General features: G+C 67.3%; 12 protein-coding genes, 1 tRNA gene and 1 pseudogene. 6 read left to right on the top strand and 8 right to left on the bottom strand.

Annotated features, from left to right (window positions below):
• Positions 1-189: 189 nt before the first annotated feature.
• Entirely contained in the window at positions 190-1,608 is a 1,419-nt protein-coding gene (locus MHEC_RS05535; protein ID WP_048892837.1) for a PPE family protein, SVP subgroup, read from the top strand.
• Positions 1,609-1,653: 45 nt separating this feature from the next.
• Positions 1,654-3,069: a PPE family protein, SVP subgroup gene (locus MHEC_RS05530; RefSeq protein WP_048892838.1), complete on the top strand. Its 1,416-nt coding sequence runs from the start codon at positions 1,654-1,656 to the stop codon at positions 3,067-3,069.
• A gap of 23 nt (positions 3,070-3,092) precedes the next feature.
• Here the strand turns inward: MHEC_RS05530 and MHEC_RS05525 are convergent, their stop codons facing one another.
• The 8 genes and pseudogenes from MHEC_RS05525 to MHEC_RS05490 all read right to left on the bottom strand — a co-directional run bounded on the left by MHEC_RS05525 (position 3,093) and on the right by MHEC_RS05490 (position 13,166).
• Entirely contained in the window at positions 3,093-4,034 is a 942-nt protein-coding gene (locus MHEC_RS05525; protein ID WP_048892839.1) for a Ppx/GppA phosphatase family protein, read from the bottom strand.
• Positions 4,031-4,534 (bottom strand): DUF501 domain-containing protein, encoded by a 504-nt coding sequence (locus MHEC_RS05520; protein ID WP_048892840.1) that lies wholly within the window; start codon positions 4,532-4,534, stop codon positions 4,031-4,033. The genes MHEC_RS05525 and MHEC_RS05520 overlap by 4 nt, the downstream gene beginning before the upstream one ends.
• Positions 4,527-5,186 carry an FtsB family cell division protein gene (locus MHEC_RS05515; protein ID WP_048892841.1) on the bottom strand — a complete coding sequence of 220 codons (660 nt, stop codon included), beginning with the start codon at positions 5,184-5,186 and terminating at the stop codon, positions 4,527-4,529. The genes MHEC_RS05520 and MHEC_RS05515 overlap by 8 nt, the downstream gene beginning before the upstream one ends.
• A 15-nt stretch (positions 5,187-5,201) precedes the next feature.
• Positions 5,202-6,491 (bottom strand): phosphopyruvate hydratase, encoded by a 1,290-nt coding sequence (gene eno, locus MHEC_RS05510; RefSeq protein ID WP_048892842.1) that lies wholly within the window; start codon positions 6,489-6,491, stop codon positions 5,202-5,204.
• A gap of 80 nt (positions 6,492-6,571) precedes the next feature.
• Entirely contained in the window at positions 6,572-7,303 is a 732-nt protein-coding gene (locus MHEC_RS05505) for a lytic transglycosylase domain-containing protein (protein ID WP_048892843.1), read from the bottom strand.
• A 276-nt stretch (positions 7,304-7,579) separates the two neighbouring features.
• A pseudogene (locus tag MHEC_RS05500) lies at positions 7,580-8,568 on the bottom strand (nucleoside triphosphate pyrophosphohydrolase).
• A gap of 52 nt (positions 8,569-8,620) precedes the next feature.
• Positions 8,621-12,301 (bottom strand): transcription-repair coupling factor, encoded by a 3,681-nt coding sequence (gene mfd / locus MHEC_RS05495; protein WP_048892845.1) that lies wholly within the window; start codon positions 12,299-12,301, stop codon positions 8,621-8,623.
• Positions 12,302-12,563: 262 nt separating this feature from the next.
• A complete protein-coding gene (locus MHEC_RS05490; protein WP_003922884.1) occupies positions 12,564-13,166 on the bottom strand; it encodes a TetR/AcrR family transcriptional regulator in 603 nt (200 codons plus the stop codon).
• Between the two features lie 158 nt (positions 13,167-13,324).
• Between MHEC_RS05490 and MHEC_RS05485 the strand changes: the two genes are divergently transcribed.
• The 4 genes from MHEC_RS05485 (at position 13,325) to arsC (ending at position 16,347) form a co-directional block, all read left to right on the top strand.
• Positions 13,325-13,396: transfer RNA gene (locus MHEC_RS05485), tRNA-Gln, on the top strand.
• Between the two features lie 101 nt (positions 13,397-13,497).
• Entirely contained in the window at positions 13,498-14,955 is a 1,458-nt protein-coding gene (glmU, locus tag MHEC_RS05480; protein WP_048892856.1) for a bifunctional UDP-N-acetylglucosamine diphosphorylase/glucosamine-1-phosphate N-acetyltransferase GlmU, read from the top strand.
• A 54-nt stretch (positions 14,956-15,009) separates the two neighbouring features.
• Positions 15,010-15,990: a ribose-phosphate diphosphokinase gene (locus MHEC_RS05475; protein WP_048892846.1), complete on the top strand. Its 981-nt coding sequence runs from the start codon at positions 15,010-15,012 to the stop codon at positions 15,988-15,990.
• The gene (arsC, locus tag MHEC_RS05470) at positions 15,991-16,347 is read left to right on the top strand and encodes an arsenate reductase (glutaredoxin) (RefSeq protein WP_048892847.1); all 357 of its coding nucleotides are present in this window, start codon (positions 15,991-15,993) and stop codon (positions 16,345-16,347) included.

Genomic DNA, 16,347 nt, shown 5'->3' with positions numbered 1-16,347 from the left:
GGGCGGTCAGAACGGTCTTTGGTGGGCAACCTAGCCGTAACGTAATCTGCGAATTCCACGTTGCCCAGAAGTCACCGAGTAGAGGAAGCCCATGTTTTTCCCAGCAGTTGCGCCGGACATGGTTGCCGTGACGCTTATGGAGCCACCCGGCCCGAGCTCTGTGAGCCGCAGCTAAGGAGTCAGGCCGCAATGGATTTCGCGATGCTACCGCCGGAGATCAACTCCGGTCGAATGTATACGGGCCCCGGCTCAGGATCGCTGTTGGCCGCCGCAGCGGCCTGGGATGGGCTCGCCGCCGAACTGGCTTCGGCGGCGAACTCTTATCAGGCGGTCGTTGCGGCATTGACCACTGGGCCGTGGCTGGGTCCCGCATCGGCATCGATGGCGGCCGCGGTCGTGCCCTACATAACGTGGTTGAGCAGCGCCGCCGCGCAGGCCGAGCAAACGGCCGCCCAGGCCAGGGCGGCGGCCGCGGCCTACGAGGTGGCCTTTGCCGCGACGGTCCCGCCTCCGGTGATCGCGGCCAATCGAAGTCTGTTGACGGGGCTGGTGGCGACAAATCTGCTCGGGCAGAACGCCTCGGCGATTGCGGCGACCGAAGCCCAATACGCCCAGATGTGGGCCCAGGACGTCGCAGCGATGTACGGTTACGCGGCGTCTTCGGCATCGGCAACCGCCCTGGCGCCGTTCACGCCGCCGCAGTCGAGCACCGACGCGGGCGCTGCGGCGACTCAAGCCAGTGCCGTCAGCAAAGCCGCCGGAACCTCCGCCGGCAACGCGAAAACCACCCGGCGGGTCTTTTCGGCGGTGCCCAACGCACTGCAAAACCTCGCGACGGCGGCACCCGCCGCGACGGCCGACCCCCCGGGTCCGCTGGCCACGTTGGCCAACCTGGTCACCGTCTTCATCGATGCACCAAGCGGCCTGGCGACCCTTGGCGTCGACACCCCGCTGGCCCCCTTGACGGCAGTTTCTTTTCCCTTCGACGTTATCGGTGCCCTGACGGGTTTCCACACCGATGAGATCGTCAGCGGCTGGGCAGGGGTAGAGCCCTGGCCGGGCACCGGGACCGTGCCTCCGACGGAGTTCCCCGCGATTATTACCGGTCCGATTGTGCCGTCTGCACCGGCCGTCGCGGCGAGTGCGGGCCAGGCGCATACGGTCGGGGGCCTGTCCGTGCCGCCGACGTGGACCATCTCAACACCGGCGGTGCGACCCGTCGCGGTGACGCTACCGGCGCTGCCCGGAACCGGGGTTGCGCCAGCGGCAGAAGCCGCCGCGCAGGAGGTGACGGGTGCCGCCGGGAGCACGTTCAGTGATATGGCTCTGGCGGGTATGGCCGGGCGAGCCATGGCCGGAACGCTCGGCACGGGCCGGGATCGCAGACCGGCGACTGGCGCTGAACGCCGGAAGTCTGCCGGCGAACGCACGGCGACCGCCGGTGACAGTGCGGCCGGTGACCACGACGGTACCGCGTCGGCGAGCAGTCCGCGAACTGTGGTGACGGGTGTGGCAGCCGAGCTACGCGAGTTCGCCAGGTTGCGCGACGAGGGCATTTTGACCGAAGAGGAGTTCGCCGAACAGAAGAACCGCCTACTCGGGCGCTGAAAGCACACTGCCCGTTGACACAAGCACCGATGAGGATGGGTTTCAATGGATTTCGCAATGTTACCGCCCGAGGTCAACTCCGGTCGGATCTACGCCGGTCCTGGGTCGGCACCACTGTTGGCGGCTGCCGAGGCCTGGGGCGGGCTGGCCGTCGAACTACATTCGGCGGCGAACTCCTACCAGTCGGTGATCTCGGGACTGACCGCCGGGCCGTGGTTGGGCCCGTCGTCGGCGTCGATGGCGACCGCGGCCGCCTCCTACGTCGCGTGGCTGAGCGCCACCGCACTGCAGGCCGAGGAGACGGCCATGCAAGTCAAAGCGGCAGCGGCAGCGTACGAGGAGGCGCTGGCGGCGACGGTGCCGCCGCCGCTCATCGCGGCCAATCGCGCTCAGCTGACAACACTGGTCGCGACGAACCTGTTGGGGCAGAACACCCCCGCGATCGCCGCCACCGAGGCCCAGTACGCGGAGATGTGGGCCCAAGACGCCGTCGCGATGTACGGCTATGCGGGTTCGTCGGCAACTGCCACGGCGCTTAGGCCTTTCACCCCGCCACGTACGAGCGTCAGGCCAGACGGTACGGCGATCCGGGCAACGGCGGGCGATCATGCAGACACCGCCGCCGGGAATGTACAACGCACGGTCTCCTCGGCCCAGCAAGCTTTTTCGGCGGTACCCAGCGCGCTGCACAGCTTCGCAGCTGCGCCGGCGGCCGCGGCCGATCCCCCGGCCCCGCTGGCAACTTTGGCCAGCCTGATTTCCATCTTCGTCAACGGGCCAAGCGGTATCGCCGCACTCGGTGCCCTCACACCAGTCGCCCCGCTGGGGTTGGTAGGGCTTCCGTACGTCATCGAAGGTGCTCTCTCGGGGATCCACGAAGATCAGATCATCAGCGGTTGGGCCGGCGTCGAGCCGTGGCCGGGCACCGGATCGGTGCCGCCGACCGAATTCCCGGCGATCATCACGCACCCGGGCCCGCTGGCGGCGACGTCGGCCTCAGCGGTGTCGGCGGGGCTTGGCGAGGCAAACAAAGTCGGGGCATTGTCCGTCCCGCCCGCCTGGACAGTCGCGACACCGGCGGTCCGGCCGGTCGCGCTGGCATGGCCTGCTACCAGCGCGGGCGCACCGGCGGGGCTGCCGGGTGCCCCGGTGAGCCCGTTGAGCGAGATGGCTGTGGCGGGTATGGCCGGAAGCGCCATCGGTGGAACCTTGGGCAGCGGCGGCGGCCGAGATGGCGGCAAAGCGGCGCCCGGCCAGCGCGTGACCACTCGTGCCGGACGCGCGGCGACGCCCGGCGGCAACGCGTCGGCTGACAGTAAAGGCCAAGCAACGCACAGTAATCCGCGCCCGGTGGTGACGGGAGTCGCGGCCCGGATACGCGAGATCGCCAAGCTCCGTGACGAGGGACGCCTGACCGACGAAGAGTTCAGTGAGCAGAAAAAGCGGCTGCTCGGCCGCTAAGTTGTTTGCAGCCAGCGTGCAAATCAGCCGGCGATCGAGAGCGCAATGCCGTCGAGGATGTCGTGCTCGCTAACGACGAGTTCCTCGATGCCGGCGCGTACACGCAGCGCATCGGCCAGCTCCTCGACGATGATCGCGCCCGCGCCGATCACGTCGGCCCGGCCGGCGTGCATCGGGCCCAATGCGGCGCGCTGGGCACGCGTCATACCGATCAACCGGTCACACACCGCTATGAGCGTGTCCCGGCCGACACGTGAAAGATGAATGGCCCCAGCGTCATAAGTCGTCATATCCTGGGCCAGCGCCGCCAGTGTCGTCATGGTCCCGGCCACACCGACCCAGGTCTGGGCATCTTGCACCGGCACGGCCCCCAGCGCCGCAGCAAGCCGCTCGCGGACCACGCCGCGGGCGTCTGCCACCTCGGCGCGAGTCGGCGGATCGGAGTGCAAACACCGCTCGGTCAGCCGGACACATCCGATGTCGGCCGAGAAGCTCGCGGCGACCCTGTCGTGGCCCACCACGATCTCGGTGGAGCCCCCGCCCAAGTCCACGACCACGAAAGGTCCGGCAGTGTAATCGAATTCGTTGACAGCTCCGTGAAAAGACAGTTCTGCCTCTTCGGCGCCGGTGATCACTTCAGCGACCGCGCCCGGCGCCACAGCACCCAACACCTCGGCGGTCATCGCAAAGAAGACGTCACGATTGGCGGCGTCACGGGCGGCCGACGTGGCCACCATGCGCACCCGTTCGACGTCGTGGTTACCCAGCAGAGCGGTGTAGTCGGCGAGCGCGGCACGGGTGCGCTCCAGCGCCTCGGGCAGAAATTCACCCGTCGCGTCGACGCCTTGACCGAGCCGCACGATACGCATCTCTCGGTGCACGTCGCGCAGACGACCGTCGACCACGTCGGCAATCAGCAACCGAATCGAGTTGGTGCCGCAGTCAATTGCCGCAACGCGTCTCATTCCCACTGCCCCGGAGCCAAGATGCCGGCATTCGTCAACTCCAGGCTCGGGTCGGTCGACAGGATCGCCAGGACCTGGTCGCCGACCGGATTCACCCCGCGGCCCTTCGCCAACGAATGCGCCACCAGCACGTGCAGGCACTTCACCCGGTCGGGCATACCGCCGGCCGACACCGTCGTGCCCAGCGGCTCGATCGCATCACGCTCGGCCAGGTACGACTCGTGGGCTCGCCGATAGGCGGCGGCCAGGTCGGGGTCATGCCGGAGCCGCTCGGTCAGTTGCCGCATCAGCCCTTGCGACTCCAGCCGGCCGGTGGCGGCCGTTAGCACCGGGTGCGTCAGGTAGTACAGCGTCGGGAATGGTGTTCCGTCAGGAAGTTTCGGCGCGGTCTTCACCACGCCTGGCTCACCGTTGGGGCAGCGATAGGCGATCTCCAGCACCCCGCGAGGCTCACGGCCAAGCTGGCGCGCAACCGTTTCCAGGTCGGCACGGTCAACCACCGGGCGGTACCGGATTTGTCGGCCCCGGGGCCGGGGCTGGGGCAGGACCCGGCCGCGAGGGTGGCGCCGGCGGACCGTGCGGGGTGTCGGCGATCGTGTGCCACAGCGACGTGTACCAGGGTCCGTTGGCGGCGGTGGTCGCCACCTGCGAGCCCGGCTCGCTCGGTGCCGCCGCCGTCGCCGGAAGCTGGACCTGATAGGGGATGTCGCCGGGCTTGACGAAGCCAAGCCGCTCACGGGCTTGTGCCGCGATGTAGGCCGGGTCCGCCAGCTTGACCTTCTGCTGCTCGAGCTCGGCGATCTGCCGGCGCAGTGCGGCTTCGGTGGCGGCCAGCTGGTTCATCTCGGTGCGCTGCGCGAAATAGGTGCGCACCGGGCCGGCAATCGTCAGCGTCAACACGCAGACCACAGCGGCCAGCACCGCCGCCCGCCGCGCGGTAAAGCCCAGCCGCTGCTCGGAGCGCTGCTCGGCGGACGCGGTGATCGAATGTTTGATGGGTTCTGGCACTGCTTCGGGCTGCGCCCGGGATTCAGCGCGGCCGCGGGGAGAACCCGGCGCCTTGCGCCGACGGTCGGGAACCGCATCGCGGGGTCGGCCCGGCCGCGAGGCCGGTGACCGCCGCTTGGAATCGGGCCGCTTTCCTTCGGACATCGGGGTCCAAGCCCGCTACGTGATGTCTGGGACGTATCGGGGGAACGCCAGATCGCCGGCGTAGCGGGCGGCATCGCCGAGCGTCTCCTCGATCCGTAACAGCTGGTTGTATTTGGCGACACGCTCGCTGCGTGCCGGTGCACCGGTCTTGATCTGCCCGCAACCGACCGCCACCGCCAGGTCGGCGATGGTGGTGTCCTCGGTCTCGCCGCTGCGGTGGCTCATCATCGTGCGGTATCCGCTGTGGTGCGCCAGCGCCACCGCATCCAGCGTTTCGGTCAGCGTCCCGATCTGATTTACCTTGACCAGCAATGCGTTCGCGACATTCTTCTCGATACCTTCTTCAATCCGTTCGGGGTTGGTGACGAAGATGTCGTCGCCCACGATCTGCACCCGGTCACCGATGGACGCCGTGAGAGCTGCCCATCCGTCCCAATCATCTTCGGCGAGTGGGTCTTCGATGGAGACCAGCGGATATGAGTCGAGCAGCTCGGTGTAAAACTCGGTCATCTGCGCCGCGGTGCGTGTCTGCTTTTCGAAGTTGTAGCCCGTTCCCTCGGCAAAGAACTCGGTGGCTGCGGCATCGAGCGCCAACGCCACGTCGGCACCGGGCTTCAGACCCGTCGACTCGATGGCCAGGCCGATCAAATCAAGCGCCGCCTTGGTTCCTGCCACGTCCGGTGCGAAACCGCCCTCATCGCCCAACCCGGTGCCAAGCCCTTGCTTTTTCAGCACCGACTTGAGCGCGTGATACACCTCGGCACCCCAGCGCAGAGCCTCGGCGAAGTTGGGCGCCCCGATCGGAGCCACCATGAACTCCTGCACGTCGACGGCGGTATCGGCGTGCGCACCGCCGTTGAGGATGTTCATCAGCGGTACCGGCAGAATGTGCGCGTTCGGGCCACCGATGTAGCGAAACAGGGGCAGCTCGGCCGCATCCGCAGCGGCCTTGGCGACGGCCAGCGAGACACCGAGCATCGCGTTGGCGCCCAGCCGGGACTTATCCGGTGTGCCGTCGAGATCCACCAGCGCCTGGTCGACCAGCCGCTGCTCGTCGGCGTTGAGCCCGATCACGGCGGGCGCGATCTCGTCGAGCACGGCCTGCACGGCCTTCTTGACACCCTTCCCGCCGTAGCGGTCACCGCCGTCGCGCAGCTCGACGGCTTCGTGCTCGCCGGTCGACGCACCGGAGGGCACCGCGGCCCGCGCGAAGGTCCCGTCGATAAGAGCGACCTCGACCTCGACCGTCGGGTTGCCGCGGGAATCGAGGATCTCGCGGGCCCCGACCTGCTCGATAATCGGCACTGAGTTCTCCTTGCGTCGTCAGGTGAGCACGTCGTTGATGACTACCCGCGCTAGCCTAGAGCCTGCTCGGGCAGGGAAGCTCACAGCGGGTGACCCGCCGCATAAGCGGTAGCCCAATCCCGTACCGCGCGCGCATACACGTCGGAATCGTTGTAGGCGCGCAGCGCAGTGATCCACCCTCTCGGTGTCGCGAGATTCTTTCCGCGCCAACATAAATAGCCAGCAGCCGACAGCGCGGCGTCGTCGATGTTGTCGACGCTGACGACCCCGTCATTATTGGCGTCGACTCCGTACAGCCGCCACGTCTCCGGGATGAACTGCATTGGCCCCATTGCCCGAACCGTACCGTCATCGTCGGCGAGGCCGCCGGCATCGGCGTCGACGATGTGCAATGTGCCGCCGCTTCCGTCCAGGCGAACGCCCCGAATGGGCGGGTGCACATCGCCATTGGGAGCAATAGACGCATGATGGTAGGTGCCGTGGTGACTCTCCACTTCACCAATGCCGGCCAAAGTCGTCCACGATATCCGGCAGTTCGGGTTTTCGACCTCGGCGACCCGGGCCGCATAGGCGTAGGCTTCCAGCGCAATGACCGGAATTTTCAGTGCCGAACTGCGCTCGAGCGCCCAGCCGTGCAACTGGTCGGCGGGCCGGCCCTTGGCGTGGGTGTCCACCGGCGGTACCGGATCCCCTGCCGGCGGGGGCACCCCCTTGGGGATGTAGCTGCCCAGCTGCCACGTGCAACTCGACGCCAACAGCAACGCCGCCGCCCCCACCACGGCGGCCGCCCGCAGCCAACGCACCGGCGACACAGAACTCCCTCAACCACTCTTGGTTCCCACCATCGTCCCACGGGGCTCGGCGTCCAAGGCGCTACCTCACGCCAATTCGCGCACACACGACCGGTCTACAGGTGTCAATCAGTTAACTGTGTCAATTGACAGCAAGCTGACGCAGCCGCTTCGCTGGTCGTGGATCACACCACCCGACGTGCTAGCAATCATTGCGGCAGTCGCTGCCTTTCCATCCTGCCGGGTGCTGCCGCACATGCCTACTGTGGCTCGGTGTCGGACTGATCGTCGTTTGTCTCAGCCGACCCCGGGTCGTCGGCCAAGCCGGCCGGCTCCGCCACGACTGCTTGGGCAATAGCCGGCGGCCAGTAAGCCCGCCACTCTTCCTCGCTCACAGCACCGAGCGGCGTGGCATCGAGCTCCTCGGGAACGTCATCGCCGCGGCGTCCGGCCGCAATCGCCTTCTCGGTTTCGCGGACGGTATCGATGAACTCTAAAACAGCTGAACGTAAGGCATTTTCGGCATCTCCGTCAGCTGTCACAGTGATCGACGTGATGGATTCTGGAATCAGGTCCGACGGGAGTCCGGCTTTGTGCACTCGCTGTATTACCTTCTGCGCCAAGGACAATGCCGGCTGGGCGGTAGGCACGTCGTCGAGCACCGAGTGCCGGGGCTTCTCCGCCGCTTTGCGCTCTTCCCATTGAGCCAGCTGATCGTCGAGTGAAATCTCCTCGCCGGCAAGCACTCCCGGCACCCGGTTGCCCAGTTTGCGCATCAGCGTGTCGGCGACATCGTCGATGGTGAAGGGGTGTTGCGGTGCGTCCTCGGCGATGCGCGCATGGAACAAGACCTGCAGCAGCACGTCACCGAGCTCTTCGCGCAATGCGTCGGCATTACCACTGCGCACCGCGTCGAACAGTTCGTAGGTCTCCTCCAACAAGTAGCGACGCAACGAGTCGTGCGTCTGTTCGCTTTCCCACGGTCCCGCCGTGCGCAGCTTGTCCATCATCGCCACGGCGTCGACCAGTCTTTCGCCACGTTGCTGCTCGGGCGCCGAAATCAACCGGTCCCCGGCGGCCAGTCGCGCGGCCACCGCCGGATGGTCGGGGTCCGACGATAGCAACACCGGGGCGTCTTCTCCGGCATGCGCCGGACGTGCCGACGGCAGCGACCATGGCACCGCCACCGGCATCTCCTCGGTGTATTGCACTTCGCCGGTCAGCAATTCGATCGCTTCGACCGGAACCAGCGACGGGCGGCGGGGGTCGACCAAGACGACCGTCATGGGCGCCGCTCCGCGCTTCCGGCTGCACCGGCATGAGAGTCGTCGGCGCGGGTCATCGCGCTTGTCGCTCCTTATTCACCGCCGCGGCTCCGTTCGTTGGCCCGGGTTTCGTTATACCAATTTCTGCCTGCGGCTTTCCATCGAGCGCGGAAACCAGATCGGCCACCATCTGCACCAATTCGAGGTCACGAATTCGGCGCGCGCCGACACCGCCGGCCCGTGGAATCGGCACCTGCACCGTCGCGGTGGTGGCGCGGTAGCGCGCGCCGGGATGCAGCCGCGCCAGCCGCACCTGCGCGGAGTCGGGCAGGGTCATGGGCGATAGCCGCACCGTCGCCTCCGACGGCGCGGACACCTCGGTGATGCCGGATCGACGGCACAGCAAACGCAGCCGGGCGACCGCCACCAGCCGCTGGGCCGGTTCGGGCAGGGCGCCGTAGCGATCGGTGAGTTCCTCGACAACGGCAGCGACCTCGTCGGAAGAAGACGCGGCGGCCAACCGCCGGTAGGCCTCCAGGCGCAACCGGTCGCTGGCGATGTAGTCCGCTGGCAGGTGCGCGTCCACCGGCAGGTCGATACGCACGTCTTTGGGCTCCGCGGCGGTCGTGACGGTTTTGCCGTCGGCGGCCGCCCGATAGGCCTCGACCGCCTCGCCCACCAGCCGCACGTACAGGTCGAATCCCACCCCGGCGACGTGGCCGGACTGCTCCACACCCAACACGTTGCCGGCGCCGCGGATCTCCAGGTCCTTCATGGCCACCGCCATGCCCGCACCTAACTCGTTGTTCTGCGCGATCGTGGCAAGCCGGTCGTAGGCGGTCTCGGTCAGCGGAGCATGGGGCGGATACAGGAAGTAGGCATAGCCGCGTTCGCGGCTGCGGCCGACCCGGCCGCGCAGCTGATGCAGCTGGGACAACCCGAAGGTGTCGGCGCGCTCGACGATCAAGGTGTTGGCGTTGGAGATGTCCAGGCCGGCCTCGACAACTGTGGTGCACACCAGGATGTCGTATTCCCGGTTCCAGAATCCTTGGACGGTGCGTTCCAGCACGTCCTCGTTCATCTGACCGTGCGCGACCACGACTCGCGCCTCGGGCACCAGCTCGCGCACCCGCGCCGCCGCCTGCTCGATCGAGCTGACCCGGTTGTGCACGTAGAAGGCCTGCCCGTCGCGCAGCAACTCGCGCCGCAACGCGGCCGCGATCTGCTTGTCGTCGTGCGGCCCGACGTAGGTCAGCACCGGAAGACGGTCCTCGGGCGGGGTGAGGATCGTCGACATCTCCCTGATCCCGGCCAGGCTCATCTCCAGCGTCCGCGGGATGGGGGTGGCGCTCATGGTCAGCACGTCGACGTGCGTGCGCAGGCTCTTGATGTGCTCCTTGTGCTCGACACCGAAACGGTGCTCCTCGTCGACGACGACCAGCCCGAGGTCCTTCCACCGCACTCCGGTCTGCAGCAGCCGATGCGTGCCGATCACGATGTCGACACTGCCGTCGGCCAAGCCGTCGAGTACGGCGCGCGACTCGGCCGGCCCGGTGAACCGCGACAGTGCCTTGATGGTGACCGGGAACTCCGACATGCGTTCGGTGAAGGTCTGCAGATGCTGGTCGGCCAGCAGCGTGGTGGGCACCAGGACCGCGACCTGTTTGCCGTCCTGCACCGCCTTGAACGCGGCCCGCACCGCGATCTCGGTCTTGCCATAGCCGACGTCGCCGCAGATCACCCGGTCCATCGGGACGGGCTTTTCCATGTCGGCTTTCACTTCGGTGATGGCAGTGAGCTGGTCGACGGTCTCGGTGAACCCGAACGCGTCCTCCATTTCGGCCTGCCACGGCGTGTCCGGCCCGAACGCGTGCCCGCGGGTGGCCTGCCGCTTGGCGTACAGCGACACCAGCTCACCGGCGATCTCGCGCACCGCGCGGCGCGCCTTGGTCTTGGTGTTGGCCCAGTCGCTGCCGCCAAGCCTGCTCAACGCCGGGGCTTGCCCACCGACATAGCGGGACAGCTGATCCAGGGAGTCCATCGGCACGTAGAGCTTGTCGGTGTCGTTTTGGCCTCGCCTGCTCGACGCGTACTCCAGCACCAGATATTCGCGCCGCGCCCCGCCCACGGTGCGTTCGGTCATCTCCACGAACCGGCCGATGCCGTGCTGATCGTGCACCACCAGGTCGCCGGGCGTGAGCGCCAACGGGTCGACCACGTTGCGGCGCTTGGCCGCCAACCGCTTGCCGTCGGTGGCCATCACCCGGTTGCCGGTCAGGTCGGTCTCGGCAATCACCACGAGGTTGGCGCCCGGAACCACGATGCCGTCGTGCAGCGGACCTTTGAGCACCCCGACAACGCCGGGTTTGGGTGCCGCTCCGGAATCCAATACCGTTGCGGGGGTGGCGGATTCGGCTAACCGCTCGACCACGCGCTGCGCGGTCCCGGCGCCGGGCGCGACGACCGCGGCGTACCCGCCGGTGGACACGTGCGCGCACAGCATCGCGAAGATCTCGTCGATGTCGCGCTGATGGCCACGCGCCGACGCCACGGCCCGCAGCTCGAGTTCGATCGCCGACTCATCGGAGAGCTGGCTTAGCGTCCACCACGGATGACCTGTCTTGCGCGCGGCGGCGCGCGCTTCGTCGAATTCGACGAAGCCGGACCCGCCGAGCTGCTCGACGTCGACCGGGGCTCGGTTTTCCCGGCTACCACCGAAGGCTGCTACCGACCAGGACGCCTCGAGGAACTCCCGGCCACTCTTGATCAGATCGGCGGCGCGGGCACGGACCTTTTCCGGATCGCAGACCAACACCGGAGTGCCCTCGGCCAGCTGGTCGGTCAGCAGCGTCAGCTCGTCGGGACGCAAGACGGGCAGCAGTGCCTCCATGCCGTCGACGGGGATGCCCTCGGCCAGTTTGGCCAGCATGTCGGTGACGCTGCCGACGATGGCGTGCTCGGCGCCCGGATGTTTACCGGCCAAGTTGGCGGCCCGGTCCCGCACGTCGTCGGTCAGCAACAGCTCCCGGCAGGCCACTGCAACCAGGGTCGTTACGGTCAGCTCGGGGATGGAGCGCTGATCGGCCACCGAGAACATCCGCATCTCGGTGACCTCGTCGCCCCAGAACTCGATGCGCACCGGATGCTCGGCGGTGGGCGGAAACACGTCGAGTATGCCGCCGCGCACCGCAAACTCCCCACGCCGGCCGACCATGTCGGCCCGGGTATAGGCCAATTCGACCAGCCGGGTGATGACCTCTTCGAACGCGACCTCGTCGCCGACGGCCAGGGTGAGCGGCTCGATGTCGCCCAGTCGTGGTGTCATCGGCTGCAAAAGCGAGCGGGCCGGGGTCACCACCACCCGCAGCGGCGGTCCCAGCCGCGCGTCCTCGGGGTGAGCCAGCCGGCGCAGCACCATGAGGCGGGCGCCCATGGTGTCGACGCCCGGCGAGAGCCGTTCGTGCGGCAGGGTTTCCCAGGACGGGAACAACGCGACCGCGTCGCCGTGCACGCCGCGCAGCTCGGTGGTCAGATCGTCAGCTTCCCGGTTGGTGGCGGTGACCACCAGCAACGGGCCGTGCCGGGCCAGCGCGCTGGTGACGAAGACCCGTGCGCTGGCCGGACCGACCAGGCTCAATTCGTCGGGTCGATCCGCTGCCTGATCGATGAGTTGCTGGAAGGTCGGCGCGCTCAACGCCAAGTCGACGAGCCCCGCGATCGGGGTATCTGGTCGGGCAAACCCCGGTGCGGTCATGATGCGGCCATTCTATGCCTCGACCGATTCACGTTGCGGCTCCGCCCAACTCAGGTGATCGCCGCCACACCACCGTTGCATTCACGAGCCCGCTGACCCCCGTGCGCGAAAGTGCGGCCAGCAACACGTTTCTCGAGAAGTACCGTCGCCACCGACACTTTCGCGACACAGCCGACGCTCACCGGTCGCCCGCCCGCAGCGGGTCGCGGCAATTAACCCCGGTCGCGTGCCAGCAGGTCGGCGGTGGTTTCCCGGCGGAGCGCTATTCGTCGAGCAGGGTGGGATCAGCCTCCAGGTGGGTCAGGCCGTTCCAGCACAGGTTGACCAGGTGCGCGGCGACCACTTCCTTTTTGGGCTCGCGGGCGTCGAGCCACCATTGGGCGGTCATCGACACCGAACCGACCAGCGCCTGGGCATACAGCGGCGCCGTTTCGGGATCGAGGCCGCGGCGGGCAAAGTCCCCGGCCAGGATGGACGACACCTGGCTGACCGCGTCGTTGAGCAGGGTGGAATAGGTGCCCGAGCTGATCGATGCCGGCGAATCCCGGATCAGGATCCGGAAACCGTCGGTGCGTTCCTCGACATAGGTGAGCAACGCCAGCGCCACCCGTTCGATACGCAGCCGCGACCGGTTGTTGGTCGACCTGGTCAGCGACGACGTGATGCCATCGAGCAGCGCCGACATCTCGCGGTCGACGACCACCGCATACAGCCCTTCCTTGCCGCCGAAATGCTCGTATACCACCGGCTTGGACACGTTGGCCCGCTGCGCGATCTCCTCGATCGACGTGCCCTCGTAGCCGCGTTCGGCAAAGAGCGAACGTGCGATATCGATCAGTTGATGCCGTCTCTCGCTGCCGGTCATCCTGGCGCGCGGCTCCCGCACGTCCTTGTCTGGCTCCCTATCCAGCGCAGCCACGTCTCCCAGCGTATCGGCTCGCCCGGGCTTTCATTGGCCGACTCCGCCCCGGTCGGCGGTGCGCACCGCGGCGTCACCGGGCTAAAGTCGTCGCTGGTACACCGTCCGTCGTGGTGTAATCGGCAGCACATCAGATTTTGGTTCTGAGAGTTCAGGTTCGAGTCCTGGCGACGGAGCCGCCCATGATGCCGCGGTTTTTTGCCGCGAGCGTGCGCGAAATGACAGGCTGGACGGGGTGTCGGCGGACACAGGCGCACTCGCGGCGAAAGAGGTGTTCATGACAACACACGGCGAATCGGCGGTCCTGGTTTTGGCGGCGGGGGCCGGAACCCGGATGCGCTCGGACACTCCCAAGGTGCTGCACACCATCGCCGGGCGCAGCATGCTAGCCCATTGCCTGTATTCGATCGCCAAGGTCGCACCGCAACATCTGGTCGTCGTGTTGGGCCACGACCACGACCGGATCGCACCCGTGGTCGCCGAACTGGCCGACAGCTTGGGTCGCCCCATCGACGTGGCGCTGCAGGACCAACAGCTTGGGACCGGACACGCCGTGCTGTGTGGACTCTCGGCGCTGCCGGCTGACTACAGCGGGGGCGTCGTCGTCACCTCGGCCGACATTCCGCTGCTGGACGCCGATACGCTGGCCGACCTGATCGCCACCCATCGCGCCCACCCGGCAGCGGTCACCGTGCTGACCACGACGCTTGCCGATCCCACCGGTTACGGCCGGGTCCTGCGCACCCAAGACAACGAAGTGATCGCGATCGTCGAGCAAGCCGACGCGACACCGTCCCAGCGGGAGATCCGGGAAGTCAACGCCGGGGTCTACGCCTTCGACATCGCGGCGCTGCGTTCCGCACTGGGCCGGCTGTCCGCCGACAACGCCCAGCGCGAGCTCTACCTGACCGACGTGATCTCCATCGTCCGCCGCGACGGCCAGGCCGTGCATGCCCGCCACGTCGACGACAGCGCGCTGGTCGCCGGGGTCAACGACCGGGTTCAGTTGGCCGAGCTTTCCGCGGAGCTCAACCGCCGTATCGTCGCCGCACACCAGCTGGGCGGCGTCACGGTCATCGACCCCGCCACCACCTGGATTGACGTCGACGTGAGCATCGGCCGCGACACCGTGATCCTGCCCGGAACGCAGCTACTGGGCCGCACCCGCATCGGCGGGCACTGCACCATCGGCCCCGACACCACCTTGACCGACGTCACCGTCGGTGACGGTGCGTCGGTGATCCGCACGCACGGCACTTCGGCGTCGATCGGTGACGGCGCGGTGGTCGGCCCATTCGCCTACCTGCGGCCCGGCACCGTCTTAGCCGCGGACGGCAAACTGGGCGCGTTCGTCGAGGCCAAGAACTGCACCATTGGCACCGGCAGCAAGGTGCCGCATCTGACCTACGTCGGTGACGCCGACATCGGCGAGCACAGCAATATCGGCGCATCCAGCGTTTTCGTCAACTACGACGGCGAGACCAAGCAGCGCACCAGGATCGGCTCCCACGTGCGCACCGGCTCCGACACCATGTTCGTCGCGCCGGTCACCGTGGGTGACGGCGCCTACACCGGTGCCGGCACGGTGGTGCGCCACGACGTCCCGCCCGGGGCGTTGGCCGTGTCGGCCGGTCCGCAGCGCAACATCGAGGGCTGGGTGCTACGCAAACGACCGGGCAGCGCCGCCGCGCGGGCGGCAGAAAAGGCACAGCGGCGGCCCGATCAGACACCTTGACGTTTTCCTCCTTAGTATTAGGCCACCACTCGATCCCAACGGCGGGGGCAGCACGTGAGCCACGACTGGACCGACAACCGCAAAAATCTGATGTTGTTCGCGGGTCGTGCGCACCCCGAACTGGCCGAGCAGGTGGCCAAGGAGCTCGACGTCCACGTGACCGCGCAGACTGCCCGGGACTTCGCCAACGGCGAGATCTTCGTGCGCTACCACGAGTCGGTGCGCGGCTGCGACGCGTTCGTGCTGCAGTCGCATCCGGCGCCGCTGAACAAGTGGCTGATGGAACAGCTGATCATGCTCGACGCGCTCAAGCGGGGCAGCGCCAAGCGGATCACCGCCGTCGTGCCGTTCTACCCGTACGCCCGCCAGGACAAAAAACACCGCGGCCGCGAGCCGATCTCGGCGCGGCTGGTCGCCGACCTGCTCAAGACCGCCGGGGCCGACCGAATCGTGACGGTGGACCTGCACACCGACCAGATCCAGGGCTTCTTTGACGGCCCGGTCGATCACATGCGCGCGCAGAATCTGCTGACCGGCTACATCAAGGACAACTACAGCGGCCACGACATGGTGGTCGTCTCCCCCGACTCCGGCCGGGTGCGCATCGCCGAGAAGTGGGCCGACTCGCTGGGTGGCGTTCCGCTGGCCTTCATCCACAAGACCCGCGACCCACGGGTGCCTAACCAGGTGAAGTCCAACCGCGTCGTCGGCGAGGTCGCCGGCAAGACCTGCATCCTGATCGACGACATGATCGACACCGGTGGCACCATCGCCGCCGCTGTGCCGCTGCTGAAGGACGACGGCGCCGGAGACGTGATCGTCGCCGCCACCCACGGCGTGTTGTCCGATCCTGCTCCGAAACTGCTGGCCCAGTGCGGAGCCCGTGAGGTGATCGTCACCAACACGCTGCCGATCGACGAGACCAAGCGGTTCCCGCAACTGACGGTGTTGTCGATCGCTCCCCTGCTGGCCAGCACCATCCGCGCGGTCTTCGAAAACGGTTCAGTGACAGGATTGTTCGACGGAGACGCGTAAATGCCCGGCACTTCGACCGACACCGTCATCTACCACAACCCCAAATGCAGTACGTCGCGTAAAACACTGGAGTTGTTGCGCGACAAGGGCATCGAGCCAACTATTGTCGAGTATTTGAAGACGCCTCCGTCGCGAGAGCAGCTGGCGAAGATGATTCGCGACGCCGGCATCGATGTGCGTGCCGCGGTGCGTACCCGTGAGCCGCTGTACACCGAACTTAGCCTTGCCGACGCCAGCGACGACGAGCTGCTCGACGCAATGGCCGAACATCCCATCCTGATCCAGCGGCCGTTCGTGATGACACCCAAGGGCACTCGACTGGCTCGTCCGATCGACGCGGTGCACGAGATTCTGTGA

It is taken from the genome of Mycobacterium heckeshornense (genome assembly GCF_016592155.1).
Classification (GTDB): domain Bacteria; phylum Actinomycetota; class Actinomycetes; order Mycobacteriales; family Mycobacteriaceae; genus Mycobacterium; species Mycobacterium heckeshornense.
This window is presented reverse-complemented; position numbering and strand designations above follow the sequence as displayed.

Bases quoted from the DNA above. Each gene is read 5' to 3' on its own strand.
- mfd (WP_048892845.1), bottom strand. From the start codon at position 12,301: ATGACCGCACCGGGGTTTGCCCGACCAGATACCCCGATCGCGGGGCTC.
- glmU (WP_048892856.1), top strand. From the start codon at position 13,498: ATGACAACACACGGCGAATCGGCGGTCCTGGTTTTGGCGGCGGGGGCC.
- MHEC_RS05535 (WP_048892837.1), top strand. From the start codon at position 190: ATGGATTTCGCGATGCTACCGCCGGAGATCAACTCCGGTCGAATGTAT.
- MHEC_RS05530 (WP_048892838.1), top strand. From the start codon at position 1,654: ATGGATTTCGCAATGTTACCGCCCGAGGTCAACTCCGGTCGGATCTAC.
- MHEC_RS05490 (WP_003922884.1), bottom strand. From the start codon at position 13,166: ATGACCGGCAGCGAGAGACGGCATCAACTGATCGATATCGCACGTTCG.
- MHEC_RS05525 (WP_048892839.1), bottom strand. From the start codon at position 4,034: ATGAGACGCGTTGCGGCAATTGACTGCGGCACCAACTCGATTCGGTTG.
- MHEC_RS05515 (WP_048892841.1), bottom strand. From the start codon at position 5,186: ATGTCCGAAGGAAAGCGGCCCGATTCCAAGCGGCGGTCACCGGCCTCG.
- arsC (WP_048892847.1), top strand. From the start codon at position 15,991: ATGCCCGGCACTTCGACCGACACCGTCATCTACCACAACCCCAAATGC.